The 24327-nt window shown below is 51.8% G+C and carries 23 protein-coding genes; 14 read left to right on the top strand and 9 right to left on the bottom strand.

Going from position 1 to position 24327, the window contains the following annotated elements; genetic code table 11:
• From A8990_RS31910 to A8990_RS30205, 3 genes are all read right to left on the bottom strand, one after another.
• A partial coding sequence (locus A8990_RS31910) for an HTH domain-containing protein (protein ID WP_342772952.1) occupies positions 1–246 on the bottom strand: 246 nt, incomplete at its 3' end.
• 144 nt (positions 247–390) lie between these two features.
• A complete protein-coding gene (locus A8990_RS30210) occupies positions 391–714 on the bottom strand; it encodes a Rieske (2Fe-2S) protein (RefSeq protein WP_116192736.1) in 324 nt (107 codons plus the stop codon).
• Positions 715–747: 33 nt separating this feature from the next.
• Positions 748–1476: a DUF2161 family putative PD-(D/E)XK-type phosphodiesterase gene (locus A8990_RS30205; protein ID WP_116192735.1), complete on the bottom strand. Its 729-nt coding sequence runs from the start codon at positions 1474–1476 to the stop codon at positions 748–750.
• 518 nt (positions 1477–1994) lie between these two features.
• Here A8990_RS30205 and A8990_RS30200 point away from each other — a divergent pair.
• The 6 genes from A8990_RS30200 (at position 1995) to A8990_RS30175 (ending at position 8636) form a co-directional block, all read left to right on the top strand.
• Positions 1995–3893, top strand: a complete 1899-nt coding sequence (locus A8990_RS30200; RefSeq protein WP_116192734.1) for a PrkA family serine protein kinase — start codon at positions 1995–1997, stop codon at positions 3891–3893.
• A 102-nt stretch (positions 3894–3995) separates the two neighbouring features.
• Positions 3996–4376: a hypothetical protein gene (locus tag A8990_RS30195; RefSeq protein ID WP_116192733.1), complete on the top strand. Its 381-nt coding sequence runs from the start codon at positions 3996–3998 to the stop codon at positions 4374–4376.
• Positions 4377–4603: 227 nt separating this feature from the next.
• Positions 4604–6061: a circularly permuted type 2 ATP-grasp protein gene (locus A8990_RS30190; protein ID WP_116192732.1), complete on the top strand. Its 1458-nt coding sequence runs from the start codon at positions 4604–4606 to the stop codon at positions 6059–6061.
• Between the two features lie 35 nt (positions 6062–6096).
• A complete protein-coding gene (locus tag A8990_RS30185) occupies positions 6097–7101 on the top strand; it encodes an alpha-E domain-containing protein (RefSeq protein WP_245996309.1) in 1005 nt (334 codons plus the stop codon).
• Complete coding sequence (locus tag A8990_RS30180) at positions 7098–7985, top strand: transglutaminase family protein (protein ID WP_116192730.1); 888 nt, start codon at positions 7098–7100, stop codon at positions 7983–7985. Before A8990_RS30185 ends, A8990_RS30180 begins: the two co-directional genes overlap by 4 nt.
• A 66-nt stretch (positions 7986–8051) precedes the next feature.
• Positions 8052–8636, top strand: a complete 585-nt coding sequence (locus tag A8990_RS30175; RefSeq protein WP_116192729.1) for an NAD(P)H-dependent oxidoreductase — start codon at positions 8052–8054, stop codon at positions 8634–8636.
• 248 nt (positions 8637–8884) lie between these two features.
• Here A8990_RS30175 and A8990_RS30170 read toward each other — a convergent pair whose 3' ends face one another.
• On the bottom strand, positions 8885–10333 hold the full coding sequence (locus tag A8990_RS30170; RefSeq protein WP_116192728.1) for a SpoVR family protein: 1449 nt from the start codon (positions 10331–10333) through the stop codon (positions 8885–8887).
• A gap of 260 nt (positions 10334–10593) precedes the next feature.
• Between A8990_RS30170 and A8990_RS30165 the strand changes: the two genes are divergently transcribed.
• On the top strand, positions 10594–10890 hold the full coding sequence (locus A8990_RS30165) for a hypothetical protein (protein ID WP_116192727.1): 297 nt from the start codon (positions 10594–10596) through the stop codon (positions 10888–10890).
• Here the strand turns inward: A8990_RS30165 and A8990_RS30160 are convergent, their stop codons facing one another.
• On the bottom strand, positions 10891–11220 hold the full coding sequence (locus tag A8990_RS30160; protein ID WP_116192726.1) for an ankyrin repeat domain-containing protein: 330 nt from the start codon (positions 11218–11220) through the stop codon (positions 10891–10893).
• A gap of 43 nt (positions 11221–11263) precedes the next feature.
• Between A8990_RS30160 and A8990_RS31765 the strand changes: the two genes are divergently transcribed.
• The 3 genes from A8990_RS31765 to A8990_RS30150 all read left to right on the top strand — a co-directional run bounded on the left by A8990_RS31765 (position 11264) and on the right by A8990_RS30150 (position 14871).
• Positions 11264–11410: a hypothetical protein gene (locus A8990_RS31765; RefSeq protein WP_181909847.1), complete on the top strand. Its 147-nt coding sequence runs from the start codon at positions 11264–11266 to the stop codon at positions 11408–11410.
• Between the two features lie 127 nt (positions 11411–11537).
• Positions 11538–13487 carry a ribosomal protection-like ABC-F family protein gene (abc-f, locus tag A8990_RS30155; protein ID WP_116192725.1) on the top strand — a complete coding sequence of 650 codons (1950 nt, stop codon included), beginning with the start codon at positions 11538–11540 and terminating at the stop codon, positions 13485–13487.
• Positions 13488–13605: 118 nt separating this feature from the next.
• Positions 13606–14871 (top strand): sensor histidine kinase, encoded by a 1266-nt coding sequence (locus tag A8990_RS30150; RefSeq protein WP_245996308.1) that lies wholly within the window; start codon positions 13606–13608, stop codon positions 14869–14871.
• 87 nt (positions 14872–14958) lie between these two features.
• Here the strand turns inward: A8990_RS30150 and A8990_RS30145 are convergent, their stop codons facing one another.
• Positions 14959–16824: an LTA synthase family protein gene (locus A8990_RS30145; RefSeq protein ID WP_116192723.1), complete on the bottom strand. Its 1866-nt coding sequence runs from the start codon at positions 16822–16824 to the stop codon at positions 14959–14961.
• A gap of 170 nt (positions 16825–16994) precedes the next feature.
• Between A8990_RS30145 and A8990_RS30140 the strand changes: the two genes are divergently transcribed.
• The 3 genes from A8990_RS30140 to A8990_RS30130 all read left to right on the top strand — a co-directional run bounded on the left by A8990_RS30140 (position 16995) and on the right by A8990_RS30130 (position 18913).
• Complete coding sequence (locus A8990_RS30140) at positions 16995–18233, top strand: MFS transporter (protein ID WP_116192722.1); 1239 nt, start codon at positions 16995–16997, stop codon at positions 18231–18233.
• A gap of 258 nt (positions 18234–18491) precedes the next feature.
• Positions 18492–18719 carry a type 1 periplasmic-binding domain-containing protein gene (locus A8990_RS30135; protein WP_116192721.1) on the top strand — a complete coding sequence of 76 codons (228 nt, stop codon included), beginning with the start codon at positions 18492–18494 and terminating at the stop codon, positions 18717–18719.
• Positions 18716–18913 carry a hypothetical protein gene (locus A8990_RS30130; RefSeq protein ID WP_147306899.1) on the top strand — a complete coding sequence of 66 codons (198 nt, stop codon included), beginning with the start codon at positions 18716–18718 and terminating at the stop codon, positions 18911–18913. The genes A8990_RS30135 and A8990_RS30130 overlap by 4 nt, the downstream gene beginning before the upstream one ends.
• Before the next feature lie 652 nt (positions 18914–19565).
• Here the strand turns inward: A8990_RS30130 and yhbH are convergent.
• The 3 genes from yhbH to A8990_RS30115 form a co-directional block, all read right to left on the bottom strand.
• Positions 19566–20729, bottom strand: a complete 1164-nt coding sequence (yhbH, locus tag A8990_RS30125; RefSeq protein ID WP_116192719.1) for a sporulation protein YhbH — start codon at positions 20727–20729, stop codon at positions 19566–19568.
• Between the two features lie 120 nt (positions 20730–20849).
• Positions 20850–21389, bottom strand: coding sequence for a GDYXXLXY domain-containing protein (locus A8990_RS30120; RefSeq protein WP_116192718.1), 540 nt, complete (start codon positions 21387–21389; stop codon positions 20850–20852).
• A complete protein-coding gene (locus A8990_RS30115; protein WP_116192717.1) occupies positions 21379–22617 on the bottom strand; it encodes a DUF2157 domain-containing protein in 1239 nt (412 codons plus the stop codon). The genes A8990_RS30120 and A8990_RS30115 overlap by 11 nt, the downstream gene beginning before the upstream one ends.
• Before the next feature lie 196 nt (positions 22618–22813).
• On the opposite strand from A8990_RS30115, the gene A8990_RS30110 reads away from it, so the two are divergent.
• Positions 22814–23989, top strand: coding sequence for a GntR family transcriptional regulator (locus A8990_RS30110; RefSeq protein WP_116192716.1), 1176 nt, complete (start codon positions 22814–22816; stop codon positions 23987–23989).
• The last annotated feature ends 338 nt before the right edge of the window (positions 23990–24327 follow it).

Genomic DNA, 24327 nt, shown 5'->3' with positions numbered 1-24327 from the left:
AAATTGCGCTTGAATGCTGCGCCAACGTTTCAAACACCTCTTAGGTGTTTCCTGACCAATGATCTCGATTGGAAACCCAGCGCGAAGAAATATTTCCATCGGTGTTTGACCAGCATGATATGCTCGAACGGCTTCAACCTTAAAGGAAGGAGCATATGTAATACTCTTCTCGGTAACGTGATGTACGTAAGGGTTCTTCTCCAACAACTGAATTTCATTCTGACTAAAATGTCTTCTATTACTCATAACAATCTACATCCCCGTTTCAGATCTCAGCTTCTTATTAAAACACAAAACCCGCAAGATGGACACTTTTTTCAAAGTGTCCATCTTGCGGGTCACAGTTCACATGTCGCTAGAGGTTCTTTGCGTTTCACGCATTTGTGAAGATTAAGCTTCAACAAGGACAAACTTGCCGTCGCGGATTTCTAGAGGGGCGCATTCGAGTGTTTCGCCCGGTACGTTGGTGGACTCGCCTGTCTTGGCGTCGAAGCACCAATAGTGCAGCGGGCAGACCAGTTCGTTCAGATGCGGACGAACGATGCCGCCGGCGTGCGGGCAGATTGCCGAGATAAGCGTATAACGCTGCTCTTCGCCTTCTTTGCGCGGAGCTTCTACAATATAATGCGGCTGCATATCGACTTTGACATGCGCCGGGAATGCCTCGAAATCTCCCACATTGCCAATTACCTTCACTGCATTTGACTCGCTCATTCGTAATATCGCTCCTTTAATAATATGTACTTATTATGGCTGATTGGTTTCTCTTTTCTTCCGCCACGCCTCCACGATCTCCTCGTGTGCAGCTAATGCTGCCACGCCTTCAGGCTTCAGCCCATACAGACCGCGCTGAATGCGCGTGAACCATCCGTAATAGTCATCCCGCACGATTTGGCTCACATTCGCAACATCCGTCAGCTTCTTGATCTGGCTTGGCGACAGATGCCCATGCTCCCGGATCGCCCATGCGGTGCGCAGCGCCTTCTCGCGGTATGCGGTCATTAGCTTGCGTCCTGTACTGCCCCCGGTGTTGTAATCGCCGCTTCGTTCACGGAATTCCGTCAGCAGCTTCGCCTGTCGCGTACGCCTCTGCCCGCGAACTGGAGGATCGCCAGGCTCGCAGAGCATCTCGAGCGTCGGTTCCTTCGTCTTGAAGAAGGTGACCGTCATGAGCCCGATTCCAAGCATCCGGCACAGCTCCGCGAGATCGCCGAAGCGCTGGTTGTGCGAGCCGCCTTTCTTACGGTTGCGTTCCACCGCGAGAATGACGTTGCCGCCTAGCCGAAGTCGCTCGATGCCTTGCAGAAGCAGTGCGAGATTGAACGTCTTCTTCATCTCGACTACGATTGTTTCCTCTGTGTGCGGATGGATGGCAACGAGATCGCAGTGCATGATTTCGCCCTTCACTTCGTAGCCTTGCTTTTCAAAATACGATTTGATCGGCTTGTAAAGCTCAGTTTCATGTTGGATCGCCATGTACGCGAACGCCCCTTTCCTTGCTGGCGGCGAGCAGCCTCCTTCGCGCAAGACGTAAGTCTCTGGAGATTATAACATAAACATGAGCGCTCCTTCAGCCACATTTTCCAGCTTACAACCGATGTCATAACTTTCTTGTGTCGGTCTGAAGCAGTATTGGTCGCATCCTGCCGGATTCGACATTTTTCAAGGCCTGTACGGTTCGTCGCATACGGCGCCTGAAGTCTAGCGTTTACAAACACCTAACACAGGTGAATAAGCTCTCTTTGGGCTCGGATGGCGTGTCAAACCGGAGCGGAATGGGGCGGATATTGACGGAATCTTGTTTAAAAAATAGGGCAACTTCCCTTAATAAAGCGCATAGGAATGTAATACTTCAATAAAAAATGCCGGGCAGCTTTAGAAGGCTGGATGGTTAAACACCCGCAATCGTCGCCCTAGCAAGGAGCACCGGATGGACCGCGTATATGCTAACGAAGTGGGTTTTGCTTCTAGCAAAACTTATAGGAGGTTACGGCATGGACATTTTGAAACGAATTTCGGCGTTCAAGGCGGAAAGTGAAAAGCTGGCTTGGAGTGGTTCCTTTAAGGACTATCTCGAGCTGCTGAGAAAAGATCCTACTCCAGCCATGACTGCGCATGCTCGTGTCTACGAAATGATTGAGTCATTCGGGGTGGTAGAGGATGGCGGCGGTACGAAGAAATACAAGTTTTTCGAGCAGGAGATATTCGGGCTCGATCGTGCCGTAGAGAAGCTGGTTGAAGAGTATTTTCACTCGGCTGCTCGCCGTCTTGATGTCCGTAAACGGATTTTGCTGCTGATGGGTCCTGTCAGCGGCGGTAAATCAACCATTGTCACGATGCTTAAGCGCGGGCTGGAGCAGTTCTCCCGAACTGAAAAAGGCGCCGTTTATGCGATTAAAGGCTGCCCGATGCATGAAGAACCACTCCATCTTATACCGCATGAGCTGCGGGCCGATGCTGAGCGTGAGCTTGGTGTCCGGATTGAGGGAAGCTTATGCCCATCCTGCCAAATGCGGGTCAGAACTGAATACGGCGGCAATATTGAGAATGTACAGGTTGAACGCGTTGTTGTCTCTGAGGAGAATCGGATCGGTATCGGTACATTCAGCCCTTCGGATCCGAAATCGCAGGACATTGCAGATTTGACAGGCAGCATTGACTTCTCGACGATTACGGAGTTCGGGTCGGAATCCGATCCCCGCGCCTACCGTTTCGACGGCGAGCTGAACAAAGCGAACCGCGGCTTGATGGAATTCCAAGAGATGCTGAAGTGTGACGAGAAATTCCTCTGGAACTTGCTTTCTCTGACTCAGGAGGGCAACTTCAAGGCAGGCCGGTTCGCCTTGATTTCCGCCGATGAGCTCATTGTGGCGCATACGAACGAAACGGAGTACAAATCGTTTATCGCCAACAAGAAGAACGAAGCGCTACAGTCCCGGATGATCGTCATGCCGATTCCGTATAATCTGAAGGTGTCGGAAGAAGAGAAGATTTATAAGAAGCTGATTGGACAGAGTGATATGAAGCATATCCATATTGCGCCGCATGCGCTCCGTTCGGCAGCGATCTTCTCGATCCTGACAAGGCTGAAGGAAACGAAGAAGCAAGGCATGGATCTCGTCAAGAAGATGCGCATGTACGATGGTGAGGAAGTGGAAGGCTACAAAGAAGCCGACCTCAAAGAAATGCAGTCGGAGTACATTGAAGAAGGAATGTCCGGCATTGACCCGCGTTATGTCATCAACCGGATTTCCAGTGCCCTCATTAAACAGGATCTGCAATGTATCAATGCCCTGGATGTGCTTCGCGCGCTGAAGGAAGGGCTTGATCAGCATCCTTCGATTACGAAGGAAGAGCGCGAACGGTACTTAAACTTCATCTCGACGGCGAGAAAAGAATACGACGGACTCGCGAAGAAAGAGATACAGAAGGCGTTCGTCTACTCCTTCGAGGAGTCCGCAAGAACATTGTTCGAGAACTATCTCGACAACATCGAATCGTACTGCAACTGGTCGAAGATCAAAGACCCGCTGACCGGCGAAGAGATGGATCCAGACGAGCGGCTCATGCGTTCTATTGAGGAACAGATCGGCGTATCCGAGAATGCGAAGAAGGCGTTCCGCGAAGAAATTCTGATCCGTATCTCTTCCTACTCGCGCAAAGGCAAGAAGTTTGACTATTACAGCCATGAGCGGCTGCGCGAAGCGATTGAGAAGAAGCTGTTTACCGACCTGAAGGATATCGTGAAGATTACGACTTCGACGAAGACTCCGGATGAGAAGCAGCTCAAACGTATCAACGAAGTAACGAAACGTCTGATCGACGAGCATGGCTATTGCCCAGTTTGCGCGAATGAATTACTGCGCTACGTTGGCAGCCTGTTGAATCGATAAGAATGGATGCCGCAGTACGCTGACACGAGCGTGCTGCGGCTTTCTTTTTATGATAAAATAGGAACAGATGTTCCTATTTTTGTTTGTGAGGGAGTGTTGGGCATGCAGCTGCTGCTACTGAATGAGGACGATCAGCCGATATGGCTCGGACTGGATGAGATTTGTATGATAACTGCATCGCCGAAAGGGCCGTTATTTATTGCAAAAGATGGGACAAGCTGTCGATATCCGCTTTCGATGTCGCAGCTTGCCGCTGCTTTTGGCGAATATGGCTATGAGCGGCTTGACAGGAATGTAATCGGCAATTTATCGGCGGCTACAAGCTATGACCCAGCCACTCGCAAGCTGGTGTTCCAGCAGGAGGATCCCGGAGCCGGTAATGAAGAACTATATGCGACAGTTTCCATGACGAACGTTTCGAAAGTAAAGCATCTCATTATTCGGGAAGTTGAAGATTGGGCATGCGCCTATTCCGCTGCTTGAGCATAGTATGGATAGGTGTCAGATCAGCATCAGATCGGACTTGAATCAATTGTAAAAAGCGGAAAGGTTGCTTAAATCAGCTTCTATTTGATGTTATATAAGTTGACATGAATGTTCGGATTAGGTATCATTTAAGTAAATATTAGGCAATGATCATTTGGGTATTCAGGAATATGAAGATGAAAACTGACATGAGAATGACACTGAAGGCGTTGGAGGCGGTAAAAATGTCGATGGCGATGAAATCCGGCTTTAATCAGTACGATTCGCAATCTTTCTACGACGAAATGTTCGATCACGAGTTAAATGTACGAGACCATTATGCAGGCGTTCATCGAAATTTCGCCCGTATGAAGCCGCCCGAGCTTGCATCGCGCCATGCAACCATCCAGCAGCGGATGTTGGAGGAGGGGATTACATTCACGTTGTATGCCCAGAACCAGTCCGAACCGCTTGAGCGGATGATTCCGTTCGATTACATTCCGCGCATCATTCCGAGGCAGGAATGGGAAGGGATCGAACGGGGCATGAAGCAGCGTGTGCAGGCGCTGAACGCCTTTATTAGTGACATTTATCATGAGCAAATGATTGTAAAAGATGGCATTATTCCTCGGCAGATGATTATCAGCAACAAATACTTTCGCCCTGAGATGGCGGGTCTCCAAGTGCCGCAAAACGTCTATATGACTGCATCCGGCATAGATTTAATAAGAGACGAGATGGGCCAATATTACGTGCTGGAAGATAATCTTCGCACCCCTTCAGGATTCTCGTATTTGTATAAAGGCAGAAGCCTCATGAGCGAGCTCTTCTCCGACTTGTATTTATCATGTGCCGTATCGGACATCGAACGAAGCCTCAATGTATTCCTCGGTTCGCTGCGCAGCTTGGCGCCATCAGGGAAGCGTGATCCGCTTATCGTACTCTTGACGCCTGGCGCGTATAACTCCGCTTATTTCGAGCATGCTTTCCTCGCGCAGCAGATGGGCATCCATCTTGTTGAAGGGCGCGATCTCGTATATAAGGATCACAAAATTTATTTGCGCGACCTTCGCGGCTTGCGCCAAGTCGATGTTATCTATCGGCGGCTTGACGACGATTATTTGGACCCGCTAGCGTTTCAGCCGGATTCGCTGCTAGGCGTTCCGGGGCTGATGAATGCATACCGGGCTGGCAATGTCGCCATTGCGAATGCGCCAGGTACAGGGGTAGCGGACGATAAAGCCGTCTACGCGTATGTGCCTGACATGGTGCGTTATTACCTCGGCGAGGAGCCGATTCTAAACAACGTGCCGACCTATATTCTCTCGCGCAAAGAAGACCGGGAATACGCGCTTGCGCATTTGGATCAGCTCGTCGTCAAGGAGACGTCGTTATCGGGCGGCTATGGCATGCTCATCGGACCAGCGGCATCCGCGAAGGAAATCGGTATATTCGCCGATGCGATCCGCCGAGATCCTAGCCGCTATATCGCCCAGACGACGATGAAGCTCTCACGTGCTCCGGTTATGCTAGGCTGTCTTATGCAGCCGCGTCATATCGATCTTCGGGTATTCGTCTTGATGGGGGCGCAAACGCATGTGATACCAGGCGGACTTACGCGTGTCGCGCTGCAGGAAGGCTCATTAGTCGTCAACTCTTCTCAGGGCGGCGGCGTGAAGGACACTTGGGTGCTGAGCCGTTAAGCTGTTATGCGGGAAAGTATGAAACGGAGGGATCGATGATGCTGAATCGCAATGCAGAGGCGCTGTTCTGGATAGGGCGATATATGGAGCGAGCGGAGAATCATGCCCGGCTGATCGATGTGCATTACCATTTGCAAGCTGATGATTTATCTACTATTCCAAGAGGCGAGCCTGGCGAGAAAGCCCAGACGCTCTGCAAGTGGGGACGTATCGTGGATGCGCTCGGCAGTCGTGCTTCCTATGAACAGCAATATGGCACTTATACCGAGCAGGATGTGATTCACTATATCACGCTTGACCGCGACAATCCGAATTCGCTCGTCACCTGCGTCAATCATGCCAGGGACAATGTGCGGACGCTGCGCGAGAAGCTGCCGAGCGAGCTGTGGGATGTCACGAACGGCTTCTATTTGTGGCTGCGGGAGAAGCAAGCTGGCGATTTGACGAAGGAGTCGCCGCATCAGTTTTTCGGTCGGATCAAAGAATGGACCGCGCTGTTTCACGGCATTACGCAATCGGTCATGCCGCGCGAGAATGAGTGGCATTTTATCGAGTGCGGCCGTTATTTGGAGCGGACGGAGAATACGCTCCGCATTCTGCAATCTGCGATTATGTCTCGGACACTGCTCTATCCGGAGATGGACGGCAGCAATGATCTCTATCCGTTTCTTCAAGCTGTGCTTCGCTCGGTGAGCGGATATCAGCCATTCCGTCGCTATTATGCGGACGGTGTTTCGCCCGAGGCGATTATGGAGTTCTTGATCTTGAGCGAAGTGTTCCCGCGCTCGGTACATTATTCGCTCGATGCGCTCGATGAGCATCTTCGCGGCATTCAGCTGCAGGAGAAGCAGCTGCGCGTCGCCCATGATCGGATCATACGCCAAGTGATGAAGCTCAAGGCAGAGCTTGCTTGTCTGGAGCGGGACGATCTGCTTGTTCAGTCCGAGGGCAAAGTGACGGGTGAATTGCTGCAAGCAGCAGGTCAGCTTGGGGCTTCGTTTGCTTCTACCTTTTTTCGTATGGGGGAGGTCAGTGCATGAAGCTTTTCATTACGCACACGACACAGTATACGTACGGGGATCCGGTAATGGACAGTGTCAATGAGCTGAGGCTGACTCCCGTCACGAATGAGCAGCAATCGTGCTACCAGCACTCGATCTCGGTGGAGCCGAATGCGCCGCTCTTCAGCTATCATGATTATTTTGGCAATCAGGTTCATGTGTTCTCCGTGAATAATCCGCACAGGAACTTGAAGATTCGTACGCAAATGACCGTAGTGACCAAAGAGGCGATTAAGCCGGAGCAGGTCGACGAGGCGATGGTGCCGGAAGAAGCGTGGGCATACCTGGTGTCGGATGCGGCAATCAATCGGTTCGCAGAATATTTGCTTCCGACCGAATATACCGGCATTACGCCGGAAGTGGCTGCTTTTGCGGAGACGCCTGTGGATGGAAGCTCGAATGATATGGATCAGCTCGGCGTATTCGGCTGGCTGTCCTGCGTCTCGAACCGTATCCGGGGCGAGTTCGTGTACGATCCGGATGCGACGAACGTGCATACCATTGCGAGTGATATGATGCACAGGCGGCGCGGGGTGTGTCAGGACTTTGCCCATCTCATGATAGCGGCATGCCGGGTGCGAGGCGTCCCGGCCCGTTATGTGAGCGGGTACCATTTTGTCGGGGATTTGCAAGGGGGAAGCGCGGACTTCGAGCAAGCATCGCATGCTTGGGTGGAAGCATATGTGCCGGGGCTTGGCTGGTGCGGCTTCGACCCTACGAACGATGCGTTGGTCGGCGAGCGGTACGTGAAGCTTGGGCATGGACGTGACTATAAAGATATCGTGCCGGTCAAAGGCGTCTATCGCGGGAGCGGCGAAGCGGAATTGGACGTTGCGGTCGATGTGAGGCGGCTGGTTGAATAGTGCGCAGCGCTCCAGGGCAATCTGAATTGATTTCAAAAATTCAGCTGTCTTGGAGGACTGCCGCCAATGAAACATCTCGTTGTTATTGCTCATCCGAATCCGGATAGCTTCAATCATGCCATCGCGAAGCGGCTTACCGCTGCGCTGCAAGAGAAAGGGCATGAAGTCGCCATCCGCGACCTCTATTCCATCGGGTTTGAGGCCGTGTTGAGTATGAAGGATTTTGAAGCGTTGCGCGCAGGTGATATTCCGTCAGACATTCGGACAGAGCAGCAGTTTATTAGCGATGCTGATGTTCTGACGTGGATTTATCCGATCTGGTGGACAGGCTTGCCGGCGATACTGAAAGGCTACGTCGACCGCGTTTTCGCGTACGGTTATGCGTATAAGTACGGCGATGGCGGCAATATCGAGAAGCTGCTCATCGGCAAGAAAGGCTTCACTGTCAATACGCACGGAACGCCGAAGGACATCTACGACTCCATTGGTATGCTCGGTGCGCTTCAGAAGACGTCCGATACCGGCATCTTCGACTTCTGCGGCATCGAAACCGTCGGCCATCTATTCTTCGGCAGCGTACCGCAGGTGGACGACGCGGAGCGGGAAGGGATGCTGAAGCAGGTCGAGGATGAGGTGGAGCGGCTGTTTTAGTGGGAAGTGGCAGAGAGATGAAAGGGGCCGCTAGTGCGAGAGGACGCGAGTGTCGGGAGTGCGAGGGACCGAAGGTGCTGAGAGTGCCGATTTGGCACTCTCAGCGTCGAAGTGAACGGTTTTGAGAAGTGAGAGATCGTATACGATCTCTCAGCTCGGGAAACGGCGCTTTTCCGCCTAGTTAATCGCATCCCCAAGCCGCCATCGTGGCCACTCCAGGGAATGCGATCTTCTTCTTTTACTAACCGTTAAATAAACTTCCGACTCGTCTTCTTCCCGTCGCAGCTGAACACGATCCGTTTGTCCTCGACGACAGTCTCCAGATGAACCGACTTGCCCCACAGCTGCACGACATGCGGGAGGGTGCGCTCTACGTATTTCAAATCGAGCTCGACGCCTTCGTACTTGTGGAAGAGGAACAGCTCGCCGACGCGGTTGAAGTCGCCGTCCGTGACGACGATGCTTGGGAAGCCTCCGTTGACGCGGGAGACGACCAGCTGGTCGCGTACGGACTCCCACGCCTTGTCGGTGATTTTCCACTCCGCGCCTTTCTTCTCGAACACGTACAGGTCCAAGTCTCCAACAAGCTGCTTCGTCAAATAGTTGCGCAGGAAGGAGATGTCGGAGTCGAACTCGCGTACCTCGAATATTTTGTCGCGGCCCATGCCGGGCTTGCGTCCTTGGCGATCCTGCTCTTCGCGAGTCGGGTTATCCCAGCGGCGCTCGATGTCCTCGAAGATTTTGAGTCCCAGATAGTAGGGGTTCAGCGAATGGCGGGATGGCTGCACCACCGCCGAGTTGAGCTTCGCGAACTCGATCGTTTCCTCGCTCGTCAGATCCAGCTCACGGATGATCCGCTGATGCCAGTAGGAGGCCCAGCCTTCGTTCATAATCTTCGTCTCGATCTGCGGCCAGAAGTAGAGCATCTCATCCCGCAGCATCGACATAATGTCCCGCTGCCAATCCTGCAGGTTCGGCGAGTATTCCTCGATGAACCAGATAAGGTCCTTCTCCGGCTGAGGCGGGAATTTCCTCGCTTCAGAACTCTTAGCAGCCGCCGCATTGCTCGCCTGCTCTTGTTCCTCTCTGTCGAGGTTCCACAAATCGTCGTACTGTGACTGTCGAACCGGCTTGTTGACTTGATTTTCCTTATTCAGCAGCTCAATATATTGAGCTTTATCCAGCTTATACGGCCGGATTAGCGTCGGATCAACATGCTCCTGAATGGCAAGGACGGCATCGATAAACTTCTCGACCTCATCGGTGCCATACTCCAGTTCGTACTGGCTGACTCGCTCAGCCGTAGCAGACATGCTCTCGACCATGTTCCGGTTGGTGGCGCTGAACCGCGCGTTATTCTTGAAGAAGTCGCAGTGTGCGAGCACGTGAGCGACGATCAGTTTGTTCTGGATCAGGGAGTTGCCGTCCAGCAGAAACGCATAGCACGGGTTGGAGTTAATGACGAGCTCATAGATCTTGCTGAGGCCAAAATCATACTGCATCTTCATTTTATTAAACGTCTTGCCAAAGCTCCAATGGCTGAACCGCGTCGGCATGCCGTAAGCGCCGAATGTATAAATGATATCGGCAGGGCATATTTCATACCGCATCGGGTAGAAATCGAGGCCGAATCCTTGGGCGATCTCCGTTATTTCATCAATAGCTCGTTCGAGCGCTTTGATCTCATCCTGGTGCAAGTTCGTTTCCCCCTTGTAATGCGATTGTGCTTCATAGCTATATGTATGGGGACGAAAGTGGCGATATGTACTTTTTTTCGGCCGTGTAAATGCTAGATGAATATTTGACCAAGCCATGATATGATTAGTTCAACAGAACTAGTAGATGTGAGGTTTGAACTATGTCCATAGAGCTATCTGTCGCCCATTGCCCAGGCTGCGGCAACGTATTTCAGAAAAATTTGCGCAACATGTGTTCAGCGTGTTCAGCAGCGGAGGATATGGAGCTTAACTTGCTTGAACAAACCCTCAGACGAAATCGCCTGATGACGAATGAGCAGCTCTCGAATGCGACCGCAATCAACGTATCCAGAATTCATACTCTTATTCGCCGCGGCAAATTGAAGCTGTACGATTATCCGAACTTGGCCGATGCATGTGACCTGTGTGAATCACCTGTCCGCCAAGGCAAACTATGCGTGAAGTGCATGAACCGCCTCAAGGGTGATATTGAGAAGGATCGCGAGCAGATGAGCCAGAAGAAAGAGCATGTTTTCTTATCGAAATTCAGACGCTAGCTAGTGACGAGCGCCAGCCTGTTCAAGCAATGCTGCAATTTCGTGGAACCGTCTTCGCTTCGCGTGACGGAGCGGCGTGACGCCTACCTTGTCGGGGATGTTAACATCCGCGCCATGCGCGATGAGCAGCTGCGCCACTTCAATATGATTCGGGCTGTTGTTGCCGAGGACAATGACTTCCATAAGCGCTGTCCAGCCCAGATTGTTAATATGATTGACATTAATGTCACTGCCCGTCAACAGCTGGATTTCATTATACGATGTGCCTACGCCGATGGACAATGGACTACGGAAATAGGCGGACGTACAGTTGCGCTGCGGCTGCAGCATGTGATAAGGTATACATAATTAATGTGAAGGAGGTGAAGGTAGGATGAATGCAGAGAAGGTGAATGACCGTATTAGCCAGCTTCCAATTGCGATGGCTGGCATCGTGCACACTTTTGGACCTAACGGGATCAGTCTGTCCAATAACACGAACACGATAATTTCACCACTCATGCGAAGACGCCTACCTTAGACCTCGATCGGATAATTGACCGAAGAGTCGCAGGCTATTTGCCTGCGGCTCTTTTTGTTGTACCTGTGATCAGGGATCGGGCCGGAGGGAAGGCGGAGCTTCCGACGACTATTAGGAGGATTCCACGATGATTATTATAAACGGCCAGCATATTAAGAAATATTACGGGGCGAACCTCGTCCTTGAAGATGTAACATTCGAAATTCAGGAGAAGGAAAGAATCGGTCTCGTCGGCCGAAACGGAAGCGGCAAGTCTACGCTCATCTCCCTTATAGCCAGGCTGTCGAAGCCGGATGAGGGATTGCTGACGATCCGCAAAGAGCTGCGAATCGGCTATTTGGCGCAAATTCCAGCCCATTGGGATGACGGAACGGTGTACGACGTACTGGCGTCCAGCTGCAAGGAGCTGCTCGAGTGCAAAGAGAAGATGACGCAGCTCGAGCAGCAGATGTCTGATCCGGACACGGCAAGCGATTCGAAGCGACTAGAGCGGCTGCTCGCCGATTATGCGAAGCTGCAGGAGCGGTTCCAGACCGAGGGCGGCTACGAGCTGGACGCGCGAATCGATACGGTGGCGAACGGCTTGCAAATTCCGAAGGCGATGTATGAGCGCAGCTATGCGTCGTTGTCAGGCGGCGAGAAGACGAAGATCGGGCTGGCCGCGCTGCTCATAAGCGGGCCGGAGCTGCTGCTGCTCGACGAGCCGACGAACCATCTGGATCTGCAGAGCGTCGCATGGCTGGAGTCGTACCTGAACAGCTACGATGGTGCGTGCCTAGTCGTCTCGCATGACCGGGCTTTCCTGGACAATGTCGTTAGCAAGATCATCGATCTGGAGGATGGCGAAGCGACGAGCTATCATGGCAATTACAGCAGATATGTGAAGGAGAAAGAAGAACGGCTGCTGCAGCAGTTCGCCCAGTACCAAGAGCAGCAGAAGCAGATTAAGAAGATGAAGGATTCGATCAAACAGCTGACGGAGTGGGGGCGCAATAGCGGTAACGAGAAGTTCTTCAAACGGGCATTCTCGATGCAGAAGGCGCTTGACCGGATGGAGAAAGTGAAACGGCCAGTGCTTGATCCGAAGAGCGCTGAGTTTCAGCTGAAGCCGGAGGACCGTTCAGGGAAGCGGGTTGTAACGCTTAGTGGTGTGAGCAAGCGTTATGGCTCTAAAGTGCTGCTGAACGAAGCGGACGGCATGCTGCTGTATGGCGACAAAATCATGCTGCTCGGGCGCAACGGCACCGGCAAAACGACGCTGTTCAAAATGATCATCGGCGACGAGGCGGCAGATGACGGTGCGATTGAAGTAGGAGCGCGGGTCGAGATTGGCTACTTGGCGCAGCAGGAATATCCTGCGGACGATAAGAAGAGCGTGCTCGCTTATTTCCGCGAGCAAGCAGCAATGGAGGAAGGCGAAGCGAGGTCGCATCTGGCGCGGTATCTCTTTTACGGGGCAAGTGTATTCAAGGGCGTCAGCCAGTTGTCCGGCGGCGAGTGGACGCGTCTGCGACTCGCGCTGCTGATCCTCAAGAAGCCGAATTTGCTGCTGCTCGATGAGCCGACGAACCATATGGATATTGCGGCGAGGGAAGCGCTGGAGGAGGCGCTCGAGGAGTTCCCAGGGACGATTCTAGCGATATCACATGACCGGTACTTCATCAATAAGCTGGCAAGTCATATTTGGGAGCTGCGGAGCGGCCAAATCCATGTGTTTACGGGCAACTATGAGAATTATGCGGAGAAACGGGAGGAACTGCTCGATAGAGAAGCTTCGACTCAAGCTTCGGTACAGCAGCATAAGGAGCCGGCGGCAGCTGCAACAGCTGCAACAGCTGCACATTCTGCGAAACAGACTTTGCAGAATAAGCAAGGCAAGGCAGGGCGAGTGGATGAAGAGAAGCTGGAAGCGCACATTGAGCAAGCGGAGAAGCAGCTCGCTATGCTTGATGCCGAACTGCTGGAGGGGGCTTCTCAGACGCAGGGGGATACCGCGGAGCTTACAAGAAGGTGGATGCAGAGAGAGGAACTGCAGCAGCAGCTAAACGAACTCTATGAGAACTGGGCGGCCAAGTAGAAAATTGTCGAATCTTGCAAAAAAACTGGTAATTTATAGACAGCTATATGATATAGTTAGAGGAAAATAACTTATATTTCCTGACAGTCGCTGCGGTCTACTACAACCAGAGGAGTCGATGAATGACGCTATGCTTTCCGTCCTGGCCTATGAATTTCATGGATTGCTCTATATTCTAACTGCTTGTATGTTAATTCTTATCGTGAAGCCGAGAGCGATGGTTACGGTAAAGCAAAGAGGTCTGCTCTTTATAGCGATATTTGTACTGCTAAGCGTGTGTTACATGTCGATGGAAGAGATTGATCCGCTTGTATTCGCCCTGTATCTCATCCCGATTCTGACCGCACTCAGTTCGATGTTTGAAGGCTGGCCCGCAAGTACGGTCGCGTGGATTGCTTTTCTCGTATGCGGGTATTGGATTGCGGGGACAGAGCCTGTCGCGACAGTAGTTGGCGCAACCGTAATCCTGCTGCTCGGACTTCTGTTTCACTTCAAGTGGCTGCGTACCTCCGAACTTAGCCAGCTGATGTACAAGGCGCTGCTGTTCATCGCTATCTACGAAGCGGTTTATATCGGCATCTACTATCAGCGCGGCTACGAGGTACCGCTCAGCATGCTTGCAGTTATTTTGGCGGGGACGTTTCTTTCAACGGCGCTTGTCTTCTTCACTTTCTATCAAGTAAGAAATCACGAACGGATGCGGGAAGAGCTGTATAACGCGGAAAAATACCACATGATCGGCCAGCTAGCCGCTTCAATCTCGCATGAAATCCGCAATCCGCTAACGACGACGCGAGGATTTCTGCAAATGATGGGCAAACCGAATATTAACCAGGAGGCGCTGGAGCGCTACCGGATGCATGCGATTGATGGGATCGAGCATGCGAATTCCATCATTACGGATTATTTGAACTATGCGAAGCCGTCGATTGAGGATGCGCGCCCGATTGATGTTAAGGCAGAGATTAATGCGCTAATTCCGTGGGTATCGCCGCTGTCCGTGATGTCGAGCATCGAAATTAATATCGTCCATGAGCAGGAGCAGTGCTTCTATATTCTGGGCGAGCCGAAGAAGTTCCAGCAATGCTTGCTCAATCTGATGAAAAATGCGATCGAAGCGATGCCAGGCGGCGGAGTGCTCACGATCACGACACGGGTTGATCAATCGAATGTCTATATTCAGATCGCGGATACGGGCATCGGCATGAACAAGCTGCAGTTGAAGCGCATTGGAATGCCGTTCTTCACGACGAAGGAGAAGGGGACGGGGCTCGGCCTCATGGTCGTCGTAAGCTTGGTGAAGGTGATGGGCGGACAAATTGTATTCAGCAGCAAGACAGGAAAAGGCACGATTTGCGAAATCCGTTATGTGCTGCATAGCTGAGGGCGATAGCGAACGAAGACGGCACGACAAAAAGCACCGCCTCCAAGGGCCTTCGAGGGCCTTCAAGGGCGGTGCTTTTTGTTACGGTTAAGGCGAGTCAACCGGAGGAAGCTGTCTGACGTAGCTGTCCGAGAGTTGAAGCAGCTTAAGCGCGCGGTTGTATTGATCTTCTGTGGTGCTCGAATTTGGCGCTACTGTGCCCTTAAGCGGGTAATAAGTGCCATCCTTGAAGTTCGTACCCGGAATGAACAGTTCATGATCCGTAATAACCGAACCGGAAGGCAAGTAATAACGTTCCGGCAGTACGTTCGAGCTCTGGTTGAGCAAATCTTGTCCGAAGTGAATGTGATCACCCATCGAAAAGCCGAGCAAATTCGCAACCGTTGGCATAATATCGGCTTGCGCACCGAGCTGTGGCAGCTCTTGCTGCGGTTGATCGATGCCAGGCGCGGAAATAACAAGCGGGATGTTGATCATATCCGTAATGCCATAGTCGCGGCCATAAATTTCGTGCATGAGCGCTTTATCGTCGCTATCCAGCGAGTAGATTGGCAGGCCAAGATGGTCGCCATATATGACGAAGACGCTGTTGTCCCACAGACCGCGTTTCTTCAAGTCATCGATAAACAAGCCAAGCGAGTAATCGGTGTAGTTCTGTGCCCGAATGTAGTCACCGACGAAAGTGCCTTCATAACGGTCAGGGAGATCCAGCTTGTATTTTCCTTTTGGGATCGTAAAAGGATGATGCGACGACATCGTGATGAGCTGCGAGTAGAATGGTTTGCCTGACTCCTGCATCTTGCTCAGCTGCTCTGCCGTCTTCTTGTAAAGTACCTCATCGGAAGGACCGAAGAATACCATATCGTCCGTGCCGAAGAAGGATTGATCGTAATAGTTGTCCCAGCCGACCGCTTTGTACAGTTCTTTACGGTTCCAGAAGTCGACGACGTTCGTATGGAATGTCGCAGTCTGGTAGCCATTCTCTTCTGCTAAGCGCGGCAAGCTAGGCAGCTTGCGATCGGTATACATCATTGTAGCAGCGCCGGTTGGCGGCGTGTAGAACGATGTATTGACGATGAATTCAGCATCGGATGTGTTGCCTTGTCCGACCTGCTGATAGAAGTTCGGGAAGTACAGGTGCTCATGCGCCAATTTGTTAATATTCGGCGTAATTTCTTGGCCGTCAATCTTCAGATCGATCAGGAAGTTCTGGAACGCCTCCATCTGAACGATGATCAGGTTTTTGCCGGAAGCAGTCTTCCAGTATTTCGGCGTTTGCGGCTCCGTAATGCCTTTTGCTTGGTCGATCGTTTGCTGCGTAATGTCGGCCATCGGAATTTCCGGCATTTTGGAATCGGCAAAGATGGTGTAGAGCTCATAGTTTAGAATGCCCATGTCTTCGGCTTTTACCAGTTCGTTCATACTCGCGCGATTCGGCAGGATGTTGAACAAGCAAAGGGCGAGCGAGACGATGAACACGACCGACACAAGGGCTCTGTTCAGCGGCGCTTGGCTGAATTTCTTCCAGTCCTGCAGCTTCGAACGGCGAAGGAGCAGCACGATAAAGACGATGATATCCAGGAAAATAAACAAATAATAAGGGTCAAGAAGAGAGAAAACGCTGCTCTTGACGGCAGTTACCTGATTAGCTTGCTCGAGTGCATGATACGTTACGATAATACCAAAATATTTATAGTACATAATGACTGCGAATAAGATGGCCGTCACGAATAAATTGACCGTAACATATAGGGCAAGCTTGCGTTTGGTAGCGAACCATTCAATTAAGCAGAATAGGAGCCAGAAGAACGGAAGCTCCGTGACGAGCAGCGTCCAGGACGGACCGCCGTCGAAAATAACGAAGTATGCGAGCATGCTTTTGATAACGAGAATGAGGGTGAAAAAAAGAAAAGGCCTCATCTGCAGCAGCCGCTTAAGTTGCCTTATCGGCATGTTGAAATCCTCCTACGAATTAATGTCCAAAGTTCCATTATAACCTCATCTCGTACATTATGCTCCTGTGCTAGACGATTTGTCAAAATGGTAAATGCACACAAAGAGCCCCCTCAAGTGGTATACTACATGTATTCTATGAATTTTTCGTGAAGGGTAACGATTCGACTATGAATGCTATTCGAGCGATGGTCTCGTCGCTTCGGTTACAGCTTGGGCCAAGGGCGTGGCATAATTTCACCTCGGACACAACTGCTTCCTTATTATTCAGCTTCTTTAACGTCGTCTTCAATCAATTTTATATCCCGATGGCGATCCAGCAAGGTGCGTCCAATATTCAGGTTGGTCTGCTGTCGGCTGCTCCAGCAATTGGTCTGTTGTTCTCGCCGCTCTGGGCAGGCTTGATTGAGCGTTCCCAATCGCCGAAGCCGTTCGTTGTCGTGCCTAACTTCGTTGCCCGTGTACTTATCCTGCTGCCGGCATTCTTCGGCGTGCCGGTTGTCTATGTGTGCGCAGCTCTCATGTTCCACATGCTGATGGGGATTCAAGCACCCGCCTATGCGTCGCTTGTCGTGCGGATGTATCCGCCTGAGCATCGCGGAAAGCTGATGGGGAATGTGCGCGTAGCAATGGGACTTATTATGATTCCGACCGCATTCTTTATTGGAAAATGGATCGATGCTTCAGGACCTTCCGGGCCGCTGCTATTCGCTTCTATTACAGGTGTTATCTCTATAGTAGTGTTTAATCGGGTCAAGGCGCGTAAAGTACCGTCGAGTGGAGAGCGCGGTAAGAAACGTGCTTCGCTTCGCGAGCAGCTGCAGCTCATCAAACAGAAGCCGGAGATCGGCATCTTCTTCGCAGCTTGTACATTCAGCGGCTTCGGCAACCTTGTCGCGAACCCGCTCTATCAGATTATCCAAGTTAATCATCTGGAGCTGACGAATACGCAGATAGGTTTCGCGCGGATTGCTTATTTCTCGTGTCTGCTCGTTTCCTATTTAATTGTCGGCAGTGTGATTGATAAATTGTCTGCCAAGCATACGGTTGCGTATGGTTTTGCTGCCTTCGCGACGGTGCCGCTGCTGTATGCGTTCTTCGGCAACTATCCGGCCGTGCTCGTTGGAAGTGGCATTCAAGGATTGGGCGATGCCATCTGGGATATCGGCTTCCTCGCCTATATGCTGCGCCTGGCTCCAGGACGCGAAGCGATCGTGTTCGGGCTGCATCTTATGTTGTTTGGTATTCGGGGGAGTATCGCGCCGCTGCTTAGCACGACGTTGTCAGGTGCGATGCCGCTTGCTTATCTGCTGTATGCGTCGGCGCTTTTCGGATTTGCTGGTGTGTTGGTGTTTGTGTTTTATAGTAAGGGAGCTGCGCGTGGGGTTGAGAGGGCGGAGCGGGTTTAGAGTTTGAAAGAGCGTTTTATTTGATTTGGGAAAAGCCGCTCCCGCACGTCTAACGGTTGTCACGAAACCTAATGTGCCCCAAATGCCTATTCTATTGTTCTAGCGGTTGTTAGCGAGCCTATTGGTGATTTTCCGCCAAGTATCGAGCGTTTCTCAGTTAATGGCCGCTGTCACAACCGTTAAAATATTTTCTCAAATCTGCTCACAGGCATTCAGGAGGAGTGCGCGCCGCACGGCATCCCGTTCCATATATGGGGGATGGACGACGAGTTCGAAATGCCGCAAGGCGACGATGTCGGCATTATTCTGCACCCGCATCTGAAGAGCGGCAATGAGATGCCGCTCGACCTGCTGCGCAAGTGGAAGGAAGAGGGGAAGCGGATGGTGACGGTCCACTTCTACTATCCGCATCTGCACATCCCGTACGTCATCGTCGACAACTTCGTCGGCGGTTATCTCGCGACGGAGCATCTCATTCGCTCGTGATGATGGGCAATCAGATGGCCCAGATGCCGACGAATCTGCAGACCATCGCGGGCAATGCGATGGTGCCCTTTGACCTGATCGAGACGCAGATGATGGCTGCGGCGTTACTGGTTATATTGCCGTCGCTGCTGCTGTATGCATTCGCGCAGCGGTATTATGTGGAGGGCATCGAGCGGACGGGGATCGTGGAGTGAAATGCAAAGCAGTGCAGTGTGCGTTGACCGCCTTGGTTATCCTGATGGATGACTGTGGCGGTTTTTTTGCGTGTGGGAGTGTCGCTCCGCAGGCGCTGTCGCTCTAAGGAACCGTACCGCGCTTATTCGTGCTTCATAGGCGCGTATGGAGTGCTAAGGAACTCCAGCGAACTTATTTCCCGATTTTGGAGCTCAGAAAGTCGCGTTCTCGCCAAATAGTGACTGTGGAGTTCCTTAGAGTTGGAAAACGTCGAAAAACGGGCAAAATAGCGTGTCTGAGGTTCCTTAGAAGTTTGCAGAATTTAGCGGCAGGCTGCGGTCCAATAGAGTTACATCGAGCAATGCGTGAGGCAGCGAAGAGTTAGTTAAAAGAGGTGTCTCAGAGTATCTACATTCGCCGACTTAGCCCCAAATCAGCCAACGAAGCAACCTAGAGTATCTACATTCGCCGACTGAACACCAATTTTGCCAATGTAGCGACCTGGAGTATCTGCTTCGCGTTCCGCCACCCTCCCCGGTCATCGCTGGATGACCGGGGCTTTTATTTTGCTGCGTCCGCGTGGTAACGGAGAAGGGGCAGCAGCACACACAAATACACAAAAACCTCCGCCCATCAACGGGCGGAGGTTCACACTCGCACGCACTAACCCATTCAAACCACGACACCCTCCCGCTTACGGAAGAACGACTTCAGCGCGTTGTACACTTCGCCTTTTTCGCGTATGACGTAGTGCATGAAGTTCGGCAGGTTGATGTGCTTATACGCCGACATCAGCGTGCTGGAGCGGTTGTATTGGTTCACCTCGCCGTAGCCGAACAGGTTCGCGCGTTTGAGCAGCTCGCCGATCAGCTTCACGCAGCGCTCGTTGTCGCTCGTCAGGTTGTCGCCGTCGGAGAAGTGGAACGGATAAATATTGTACACCGACGGAGGGAAACGGTTGTCGATGATATCGATCGCCTTAATATACGCCGACGAACAGATCGTTCCGCCGCTCTCGCCGCGGGTGAAGAACTCCTCCTCGGTCACTTCCTTCGCCTCGGTGTGATGCGCGATAAACACAATTTCGACATTCTCGTACTGATGCCGCAGGAAGCGGGTCATCCAGAAGAAGAAGCTGCGCGCCACGTACTTCTCGAAGGAGCCCATCGATCCGCTCGTATCCATCATCGCCAGAATGACGGCGTTGGATTGCGGCTTCACGATTTCCTCCCACGTCTTATACCGCAGGTCATCCGGCGATATGCCGTGAATGCCCGGCGTGCCATGCGTTGCGTTGCGCTTCAAGTTCTCGAGAATAGTCCGCTTCTTATCGATGTTGGACATAATCCCTTTCTTCCGTATATCGTTAAAACGAATTTCTTTCGTTTCCAGCTGATCGCGATCCTTCTGCTTCAGAAATGGCAGTTCAAGCTCCTCGAAAAGCATCGTCTCCAGCTCCGCTAAGCTGATTTCAGCTTCGACAATGTCGTCGCCAGGCTGATCGCCGGCATTCTCGCCTTTGCCGCCTTTCTGGGCGGAAGCGGGGTCGACTCCGAGCACGTCGCCGACTTGGCTGTCGCCGTCGCCTTGGCCGACATGCTTGTTTTTGTTGAAGTTATAGACAAAGCGGTACTCATCGAGACTGCGGATCGGTACTTTAATAACATGTTTCCCGTCGGACATGACAATGTTCTCTTCCGATACAAGATCGGGTAAGTTCTGTTTGATCGCCTCGCGAACCTTCTGTTGATGTCTCGCCTGATCCTGATGCCCTTTGCGATGAAGCGACCAGTCCTCGCGCGACACGGTGTAAAGCGTACCATTTTTATCTGCCATGCCTCCAGCACCTCCTCATACCGTTTAAAGCTTGTTGTTATTCATTGTATTCAAGTCTCGGACGGTTATGTGAACGAAAAAGCGCGGAGATTCTAGCAATCTGGCATTCGGGACGGGAAACTATGGCTCGATTCTTTCAATGACGGTGCTTCCCCAAGGGGCTGTTTTCACATCGACGACGAGGTCGCCCGAACGCGCACGGTCCTCCAGCGACTTCCCGGTGTTCTCTGCGACGTAATACTGTTCGAGTCCGTAATGGATGCGGATCGTCTCATCATTCGCGTACTGCACGCGCCCTTTCAGCAGTACCTCGCCTGACGCATGAGAAGGCTTACTCGGGTAGACGCCTTTTATCTCATAGAATCCGCCGGAGCCGTTCTCCTGCAGGAGCACATATACGGTATCGCCGCGCTCTGCTTTATGCTCGGCATCCTTCCACATCGACCAATTGGCATTGTTTATCTTGTAATTGAGCTGTACATAGTCGCCGTAGAGCTGGTCGCGCGGGTCGACCGGGGTCGTCTGCAGCCGGATTTCTTTGCCTACCCAGAGCGCCGAGTAGTGAAAAAGCACGATGCCAGTAAGGAACAGCAGCTGCATGACTACGAGCACAATGAGCCAGAAGCTGCCGCTGCGCTTCAACCGGTTATCAGTCTTCATGACGATGCTCCTCCTCGTCGTGCAGTTCCGTGAGAAACTGCTTTTTCCGCCGGTTCAAGAACCAGCTCAGTGCAAGCAGCAGGATGCCGCCGATGATGAAGAAGATCGATTTGTCCATAAAATCCCATGCCAGCTTGCCGTAAGCCGCCATCGTACTCGTCAGGAACAGGATCGTGCCGAGGTTGATTTTGACCGCCCATTCTTCCGCATAGCCCCGCCAGAGCAGGTAGAGGGAGAAGAGGAACAGCGTGATCAGGTACGCGGCATCCGCGCCGTGAGCGAGGTAGAAGAAGGGCAGCGCCAGAATCCAGTCGACGCCCGAAGCCAGCCGACCTCTGCGATATTTGCCTGCGAGCGACAGCGCGAAGAGAACGACGAGGGCAAGTACGAACCACGCCGGCTGCGCAGATAAGTCTTTCAGGAAAGAAGAGTCATTCGAATCATTCCAGAACAGGACGATAAACAGATTGTGCACGAATGCGGCAATGAGCGGAATCGCTTGGAACGGATAGACGGACTTGCGTTCTCTGGTCCAGTCCATTGCGGTGTACAGAAGCCAGACCGGAATGAAGAACCAGGAGAATGCCCAGTCATGCACAGTTACGAGCAGGATGCTCTGAATCGTGAAGCTTGCGGCGAGCAGCCAGGCGAGCAGTGTATTCGGCCTCTTCAGCCAGTAGTAACCAAGCCCGACAACCATTATGGCAAAAGCAATGAAGCTGAATCGGTTGAGCTCTGTGGAGTTATACCATTGCAAGCACGTGAATATGAGCAATGTGATGATAAATAGGTAACGGCTCTTTATTAGCCAAGTCAGCAGCAGGCCTGCCGTGCCCCATACGATAAAAGAGGTGACGTCGTAAGCTTGCAGATGGAACATCTGGCCAATCAGCACGATGCCTGCGCCGAAGGTGAGCAACCCAAGGCCGATCAGCGCGACGCCAAGCTTGTCATGACCTCGTCTGCGGAAAGTTTCGCCGGATGTATAGAAACCGATCATGGCCAACCCGATGATAAGCAGCCGGATAAGCTGCGGAATCTGCTGCCAGTTCGCGGCGACGAAGCTCAGGATTCCGAGCCCGACAAGAATGCTGCCCAGCAGCGGGATAATGCCGATCGCACGCTTCTGTTCCGGATAGAGCGCAAGGATGCGCTGTAATTGATCGGATGTAATAATGCCTTTCTGTGTCCATGTTTGGCCTTCTTGCTGCAGCCATTTTCTATTCATGTGAGGCACCCCTTTCTTGCTTCTTACATCCAGTATAGTCATCGTTATGGCAAAACATAGTACTAACTTTCCCTAGTACCAGCCATATGTCCCAAATGACTTTTGGATAGCAAAAAGTCACTTGCACAATATGTTATATTTGATATAATGCAACTATACAAATTTGGTGCGAAGACGAAAGGATCGGAGGTTTCGTATGCAGGACGGACGAATTCCAATCTACCAGGTCATTCAGGATTATATTAAGAATCAGATTACGACCGGAATATGGAAGACCGGGGATCAAATCCCCACAGAGAAGGAACTGATGGAGCAGTTCGACGTGAGCCGGATTACGGTATCGAATGCGCTGACGGGACTGACGAAGGAAGGCTGGCTGTATCGGATTCAAGGCAAGGGCAGCTACGTGCAGGAGATGAAGAAGCAGCCTGCTCAGTCAACGGCGGGAAGCGGTTATGGGCTGCAATTAGGAGACCAGCAAGCAGAGTCGCGCCGGATTATCGGGCTCATAATGCCGAACTCCAGTGACTTCTTCTCGATTCGACTCAGCAGCGGCATTCGGAAGGCTTTGTCGCAGACGGGCTATAATCTCGTGCTGATGTTCTCGGATAACTCCACAGAGCGGGAAGCGGTAGCGATTCGGGAATTGCTTGGCATGGGCGCAGCGGGGCTTATTATTTTCCCAGCGGATGCAGAGACGTACAACGAAGAGATCCTTCGCCTGAAGCTTGATCGGTATCCATTCGTCATCATTGACCGGTATTTATCGGGCATTGATACGCATTACATCGGCTCGGATGGCGTGGAAGCATCGCGTCTTGCGGTCAACCATCTCTACGAACTCGGACATCGCGACATCGCAATTTGCTCGGATGTGCCGCTCTCTACGACGTCGATCGAACAGCGGGTTTCCGGCTATATGAAGGCACTTAAGGAGCGGGGCGAGATGATTAATCCGGCCCTGATGCTGACGGAGTTCTATGTGGATCACGATGAGACGGAAATCGACCAGCAGCATCCGCTGTTTCGTTATGTGAAGAACGGACTTGCTACAGCATATATCGCCTTGAATGGCTACATGGCTATGCATTTATACAAGATCGTCCGTTTCCTTGGCTTGGAAGTGCCGAAGGATCTGTCCATTGTTACGTTTGATAGTCTGTCGCCAAGCAAGGAGTTTAATTTCTTTACCTACATTGATCAGCATGAGGACGAAGTCGGCCGAATCGCAGTCGAGCAATTGCTAGATTTGCTGCAGCACGGCCAGTTGGCTGGCGAAACCAAGTACCGCAAGATCATCATGCAGCCGCATCTCGTGCCAAGCTTGTCGACAGCGCCGGTCGCGCTGCGCAATACAAATAAGACGCAATGAAAGAAGATGGAGAACCTTGCGAGCAATGTCATTAAGTTAACTCAATGACATTGACCGAGAATAGAAATGGAATCCAAAATGGCATGAGGGAAACCCCTGTGCCGTTTGTTTTTTTGGTGCAGTCTGAAAAAAGTGTACAGCAAACAAGCGGATAGACAATCCGCTTAAAAAATGTTCATTCGAACCGATTTATGCTACTCTGTAGACGAAGCTTACAGATGATTTATAGCGTGTTTTGCGCGTATTCTGCTGCCCTGGTCGAATCGGGCGAATCGGCAAAACGTTTCTTCGAATCAGTGCTTCAACATCAGACGGGGGTTCATCGTCTCTTGAGCGCA

It is taken from the genome of Paenibacillus taihuensis (assembly GCF_003386535.1).
GTDB classification, from domain to species: domain Bacteria; phylum Bacillota; class Bacilli; order Paenibacillales; family Paenibacillaceae; genus Paenibacillus_Z; species Paenibacillus_Z taihuensis.
This window is presented reverse-complemented; position numbering and strand designations above follow the sequence as displayed.

What these genes read in the sequence shown, in the direction of transcription:
- A8990_RS30210 (WP_116192736.1), bottom strand. Translation starts at nt 714, where the DNA reads ATGAGCGAGTCAAATGCAGTGAAGGTAATTGGCAATGTGGGAGATTTC.
- A8990_RS30205 (WP_116192735.1), bottom strand. Translation starts at nt 1,476, where the DNA reads ATGGCGATCCAACATGAAACTGAGCTTTACAAGCCGATCAAATCGTAT.
- A8990_RS30200 (WP_116192734.1), top strand. Translation starts at nt 1,995, where the DNA reads ATGGACATTTTGAAACGAATTTCGGCGTTCAAGGCGGAAAGTGAAAAG.
- A8990_RS30195 (WP_116192733.1), top strand. Translation starts at nt 3,996, where the DNA reads ATGCAGCTGCTGCTACTGAATGAGGACGATCAGCCGATATGGCTCGGA.
- A8990_RS30190 (WP_116192732.1), top strand. Translation starts at nt 4,604, where the DNA reads ATGTCGATGGCGATGAAATCCGGCTTTAATCAGTACGATTCGCAATCT.
- A8990_RS30185 (WP_245996309.1), top strand. Translation starts at nt 6,097, where the DNA reads ATGATGCTGAATCGCAATGCAGAGGCGCTGTTCTGGATAGGGCGATAT.
- A8990_RS30180 (WP_116192730.1), top strand. Translation starts at nt 7,098, where the DNA reads ATGAAGCTTTTCATTACGCACACGACACAGTATACGTACGGGGATCCG.
- A8990_RS30175 (WP_116192729.1), top strand. Translation starts at nt 8,052, where the DNA reads ATGAAACATCTCGTTGTTATTGCTCATCCGAATCCGGATAGCTTCAAT.
- A8990_RS30165 (WP_116192727.1), top strand. Translation starts at nt 10,594, where the DNA reads ATGGAGCTTAACTTGCTTGAACAAACCCTCAGACGAAATCGCCTGATG.
- A8990_RS30160 (WP_116192726.1), bottom strand. Translation starts at nt 11,220, where the DNA reads ATGCTGCAGCCGCAGCGCAACTGTACGTCCGCCTATTTCCGTAGTCCA.
- A8990_RS31765 (WP_181909847.1), top strand. Translation starts at nt 11,264, where the DNA reads ATGAATGCAGAGAAGGTGAATGACCGTATTAGCCAGCTTCCAATTGCG.
- abc-f (WP_116192725.1), top strand. Translation starts at nt 11,538, where the DNA reads ATGATTATTATAAACGGCCAGCATATTAAGAAATATTACGGGGCGAAC.
- A8990_RS30150 (WP_245996308.1), top strand. Translation starts at nt 13,606, where the DNA reads ATGAATGACGCTATGCTTTCCGTCCTGGCCTATGAATTTCATGGATTG.
- A8990_RS30145 (WP_116192723.1), bottom strand. Translation starts at nt 16,824, where the DNA reads ATGCCGATAAGGCAACTTAAGCGGCTGCTGCAGATGAGGCCTTTTCTT.
- A8990_RS30140 (WP_116192722.1), top strand. Translation starts at nt 16,995, where the DNA reads ATGAATGCTATTCGAGCGATGGTCTCGTCGCTTCGGTTACAGCTTGGG.
- A8990_RS30135 (WP_116192721.1), top strand. Translation starts at nt 18,492, where the DNA reads ATGGACGACGAGTTCGAAATGCCGCAAGGCGACGATGTCGGCATTATT.
- yhbH (WP_116192719.1), bottom strand. Translation starts at nt 20,729, where the DNA reads ATGGCAGATAAAAATGGTACGCTTTACACCGTGTCGCGCGAGGACTGG.
- A8990_RS30120 (WP_116192718.1), bottom strand. Translation starts at nt 21,389, where the DNA reads ATGAAGACTGATAACCGGTTGAAGCGCAGCGGCAGCTTCTGGCTCATT.
- A8990_RS30115 (WP_116192717.1), bottom strand. Translation starts at nt 22,617, where the DNA reads ATGAATAGAAAATGGCTGCAGCAAGAAGGCCAAACATGGACACAGAAA.
- A8990_RS30110 (WP_116192716.1), top strand. Translation starts at nt 22,814, where the DNA reads ATGCAGGACGGACGAATTCCAATCTACCAGGTCATTCAGGATTATATT.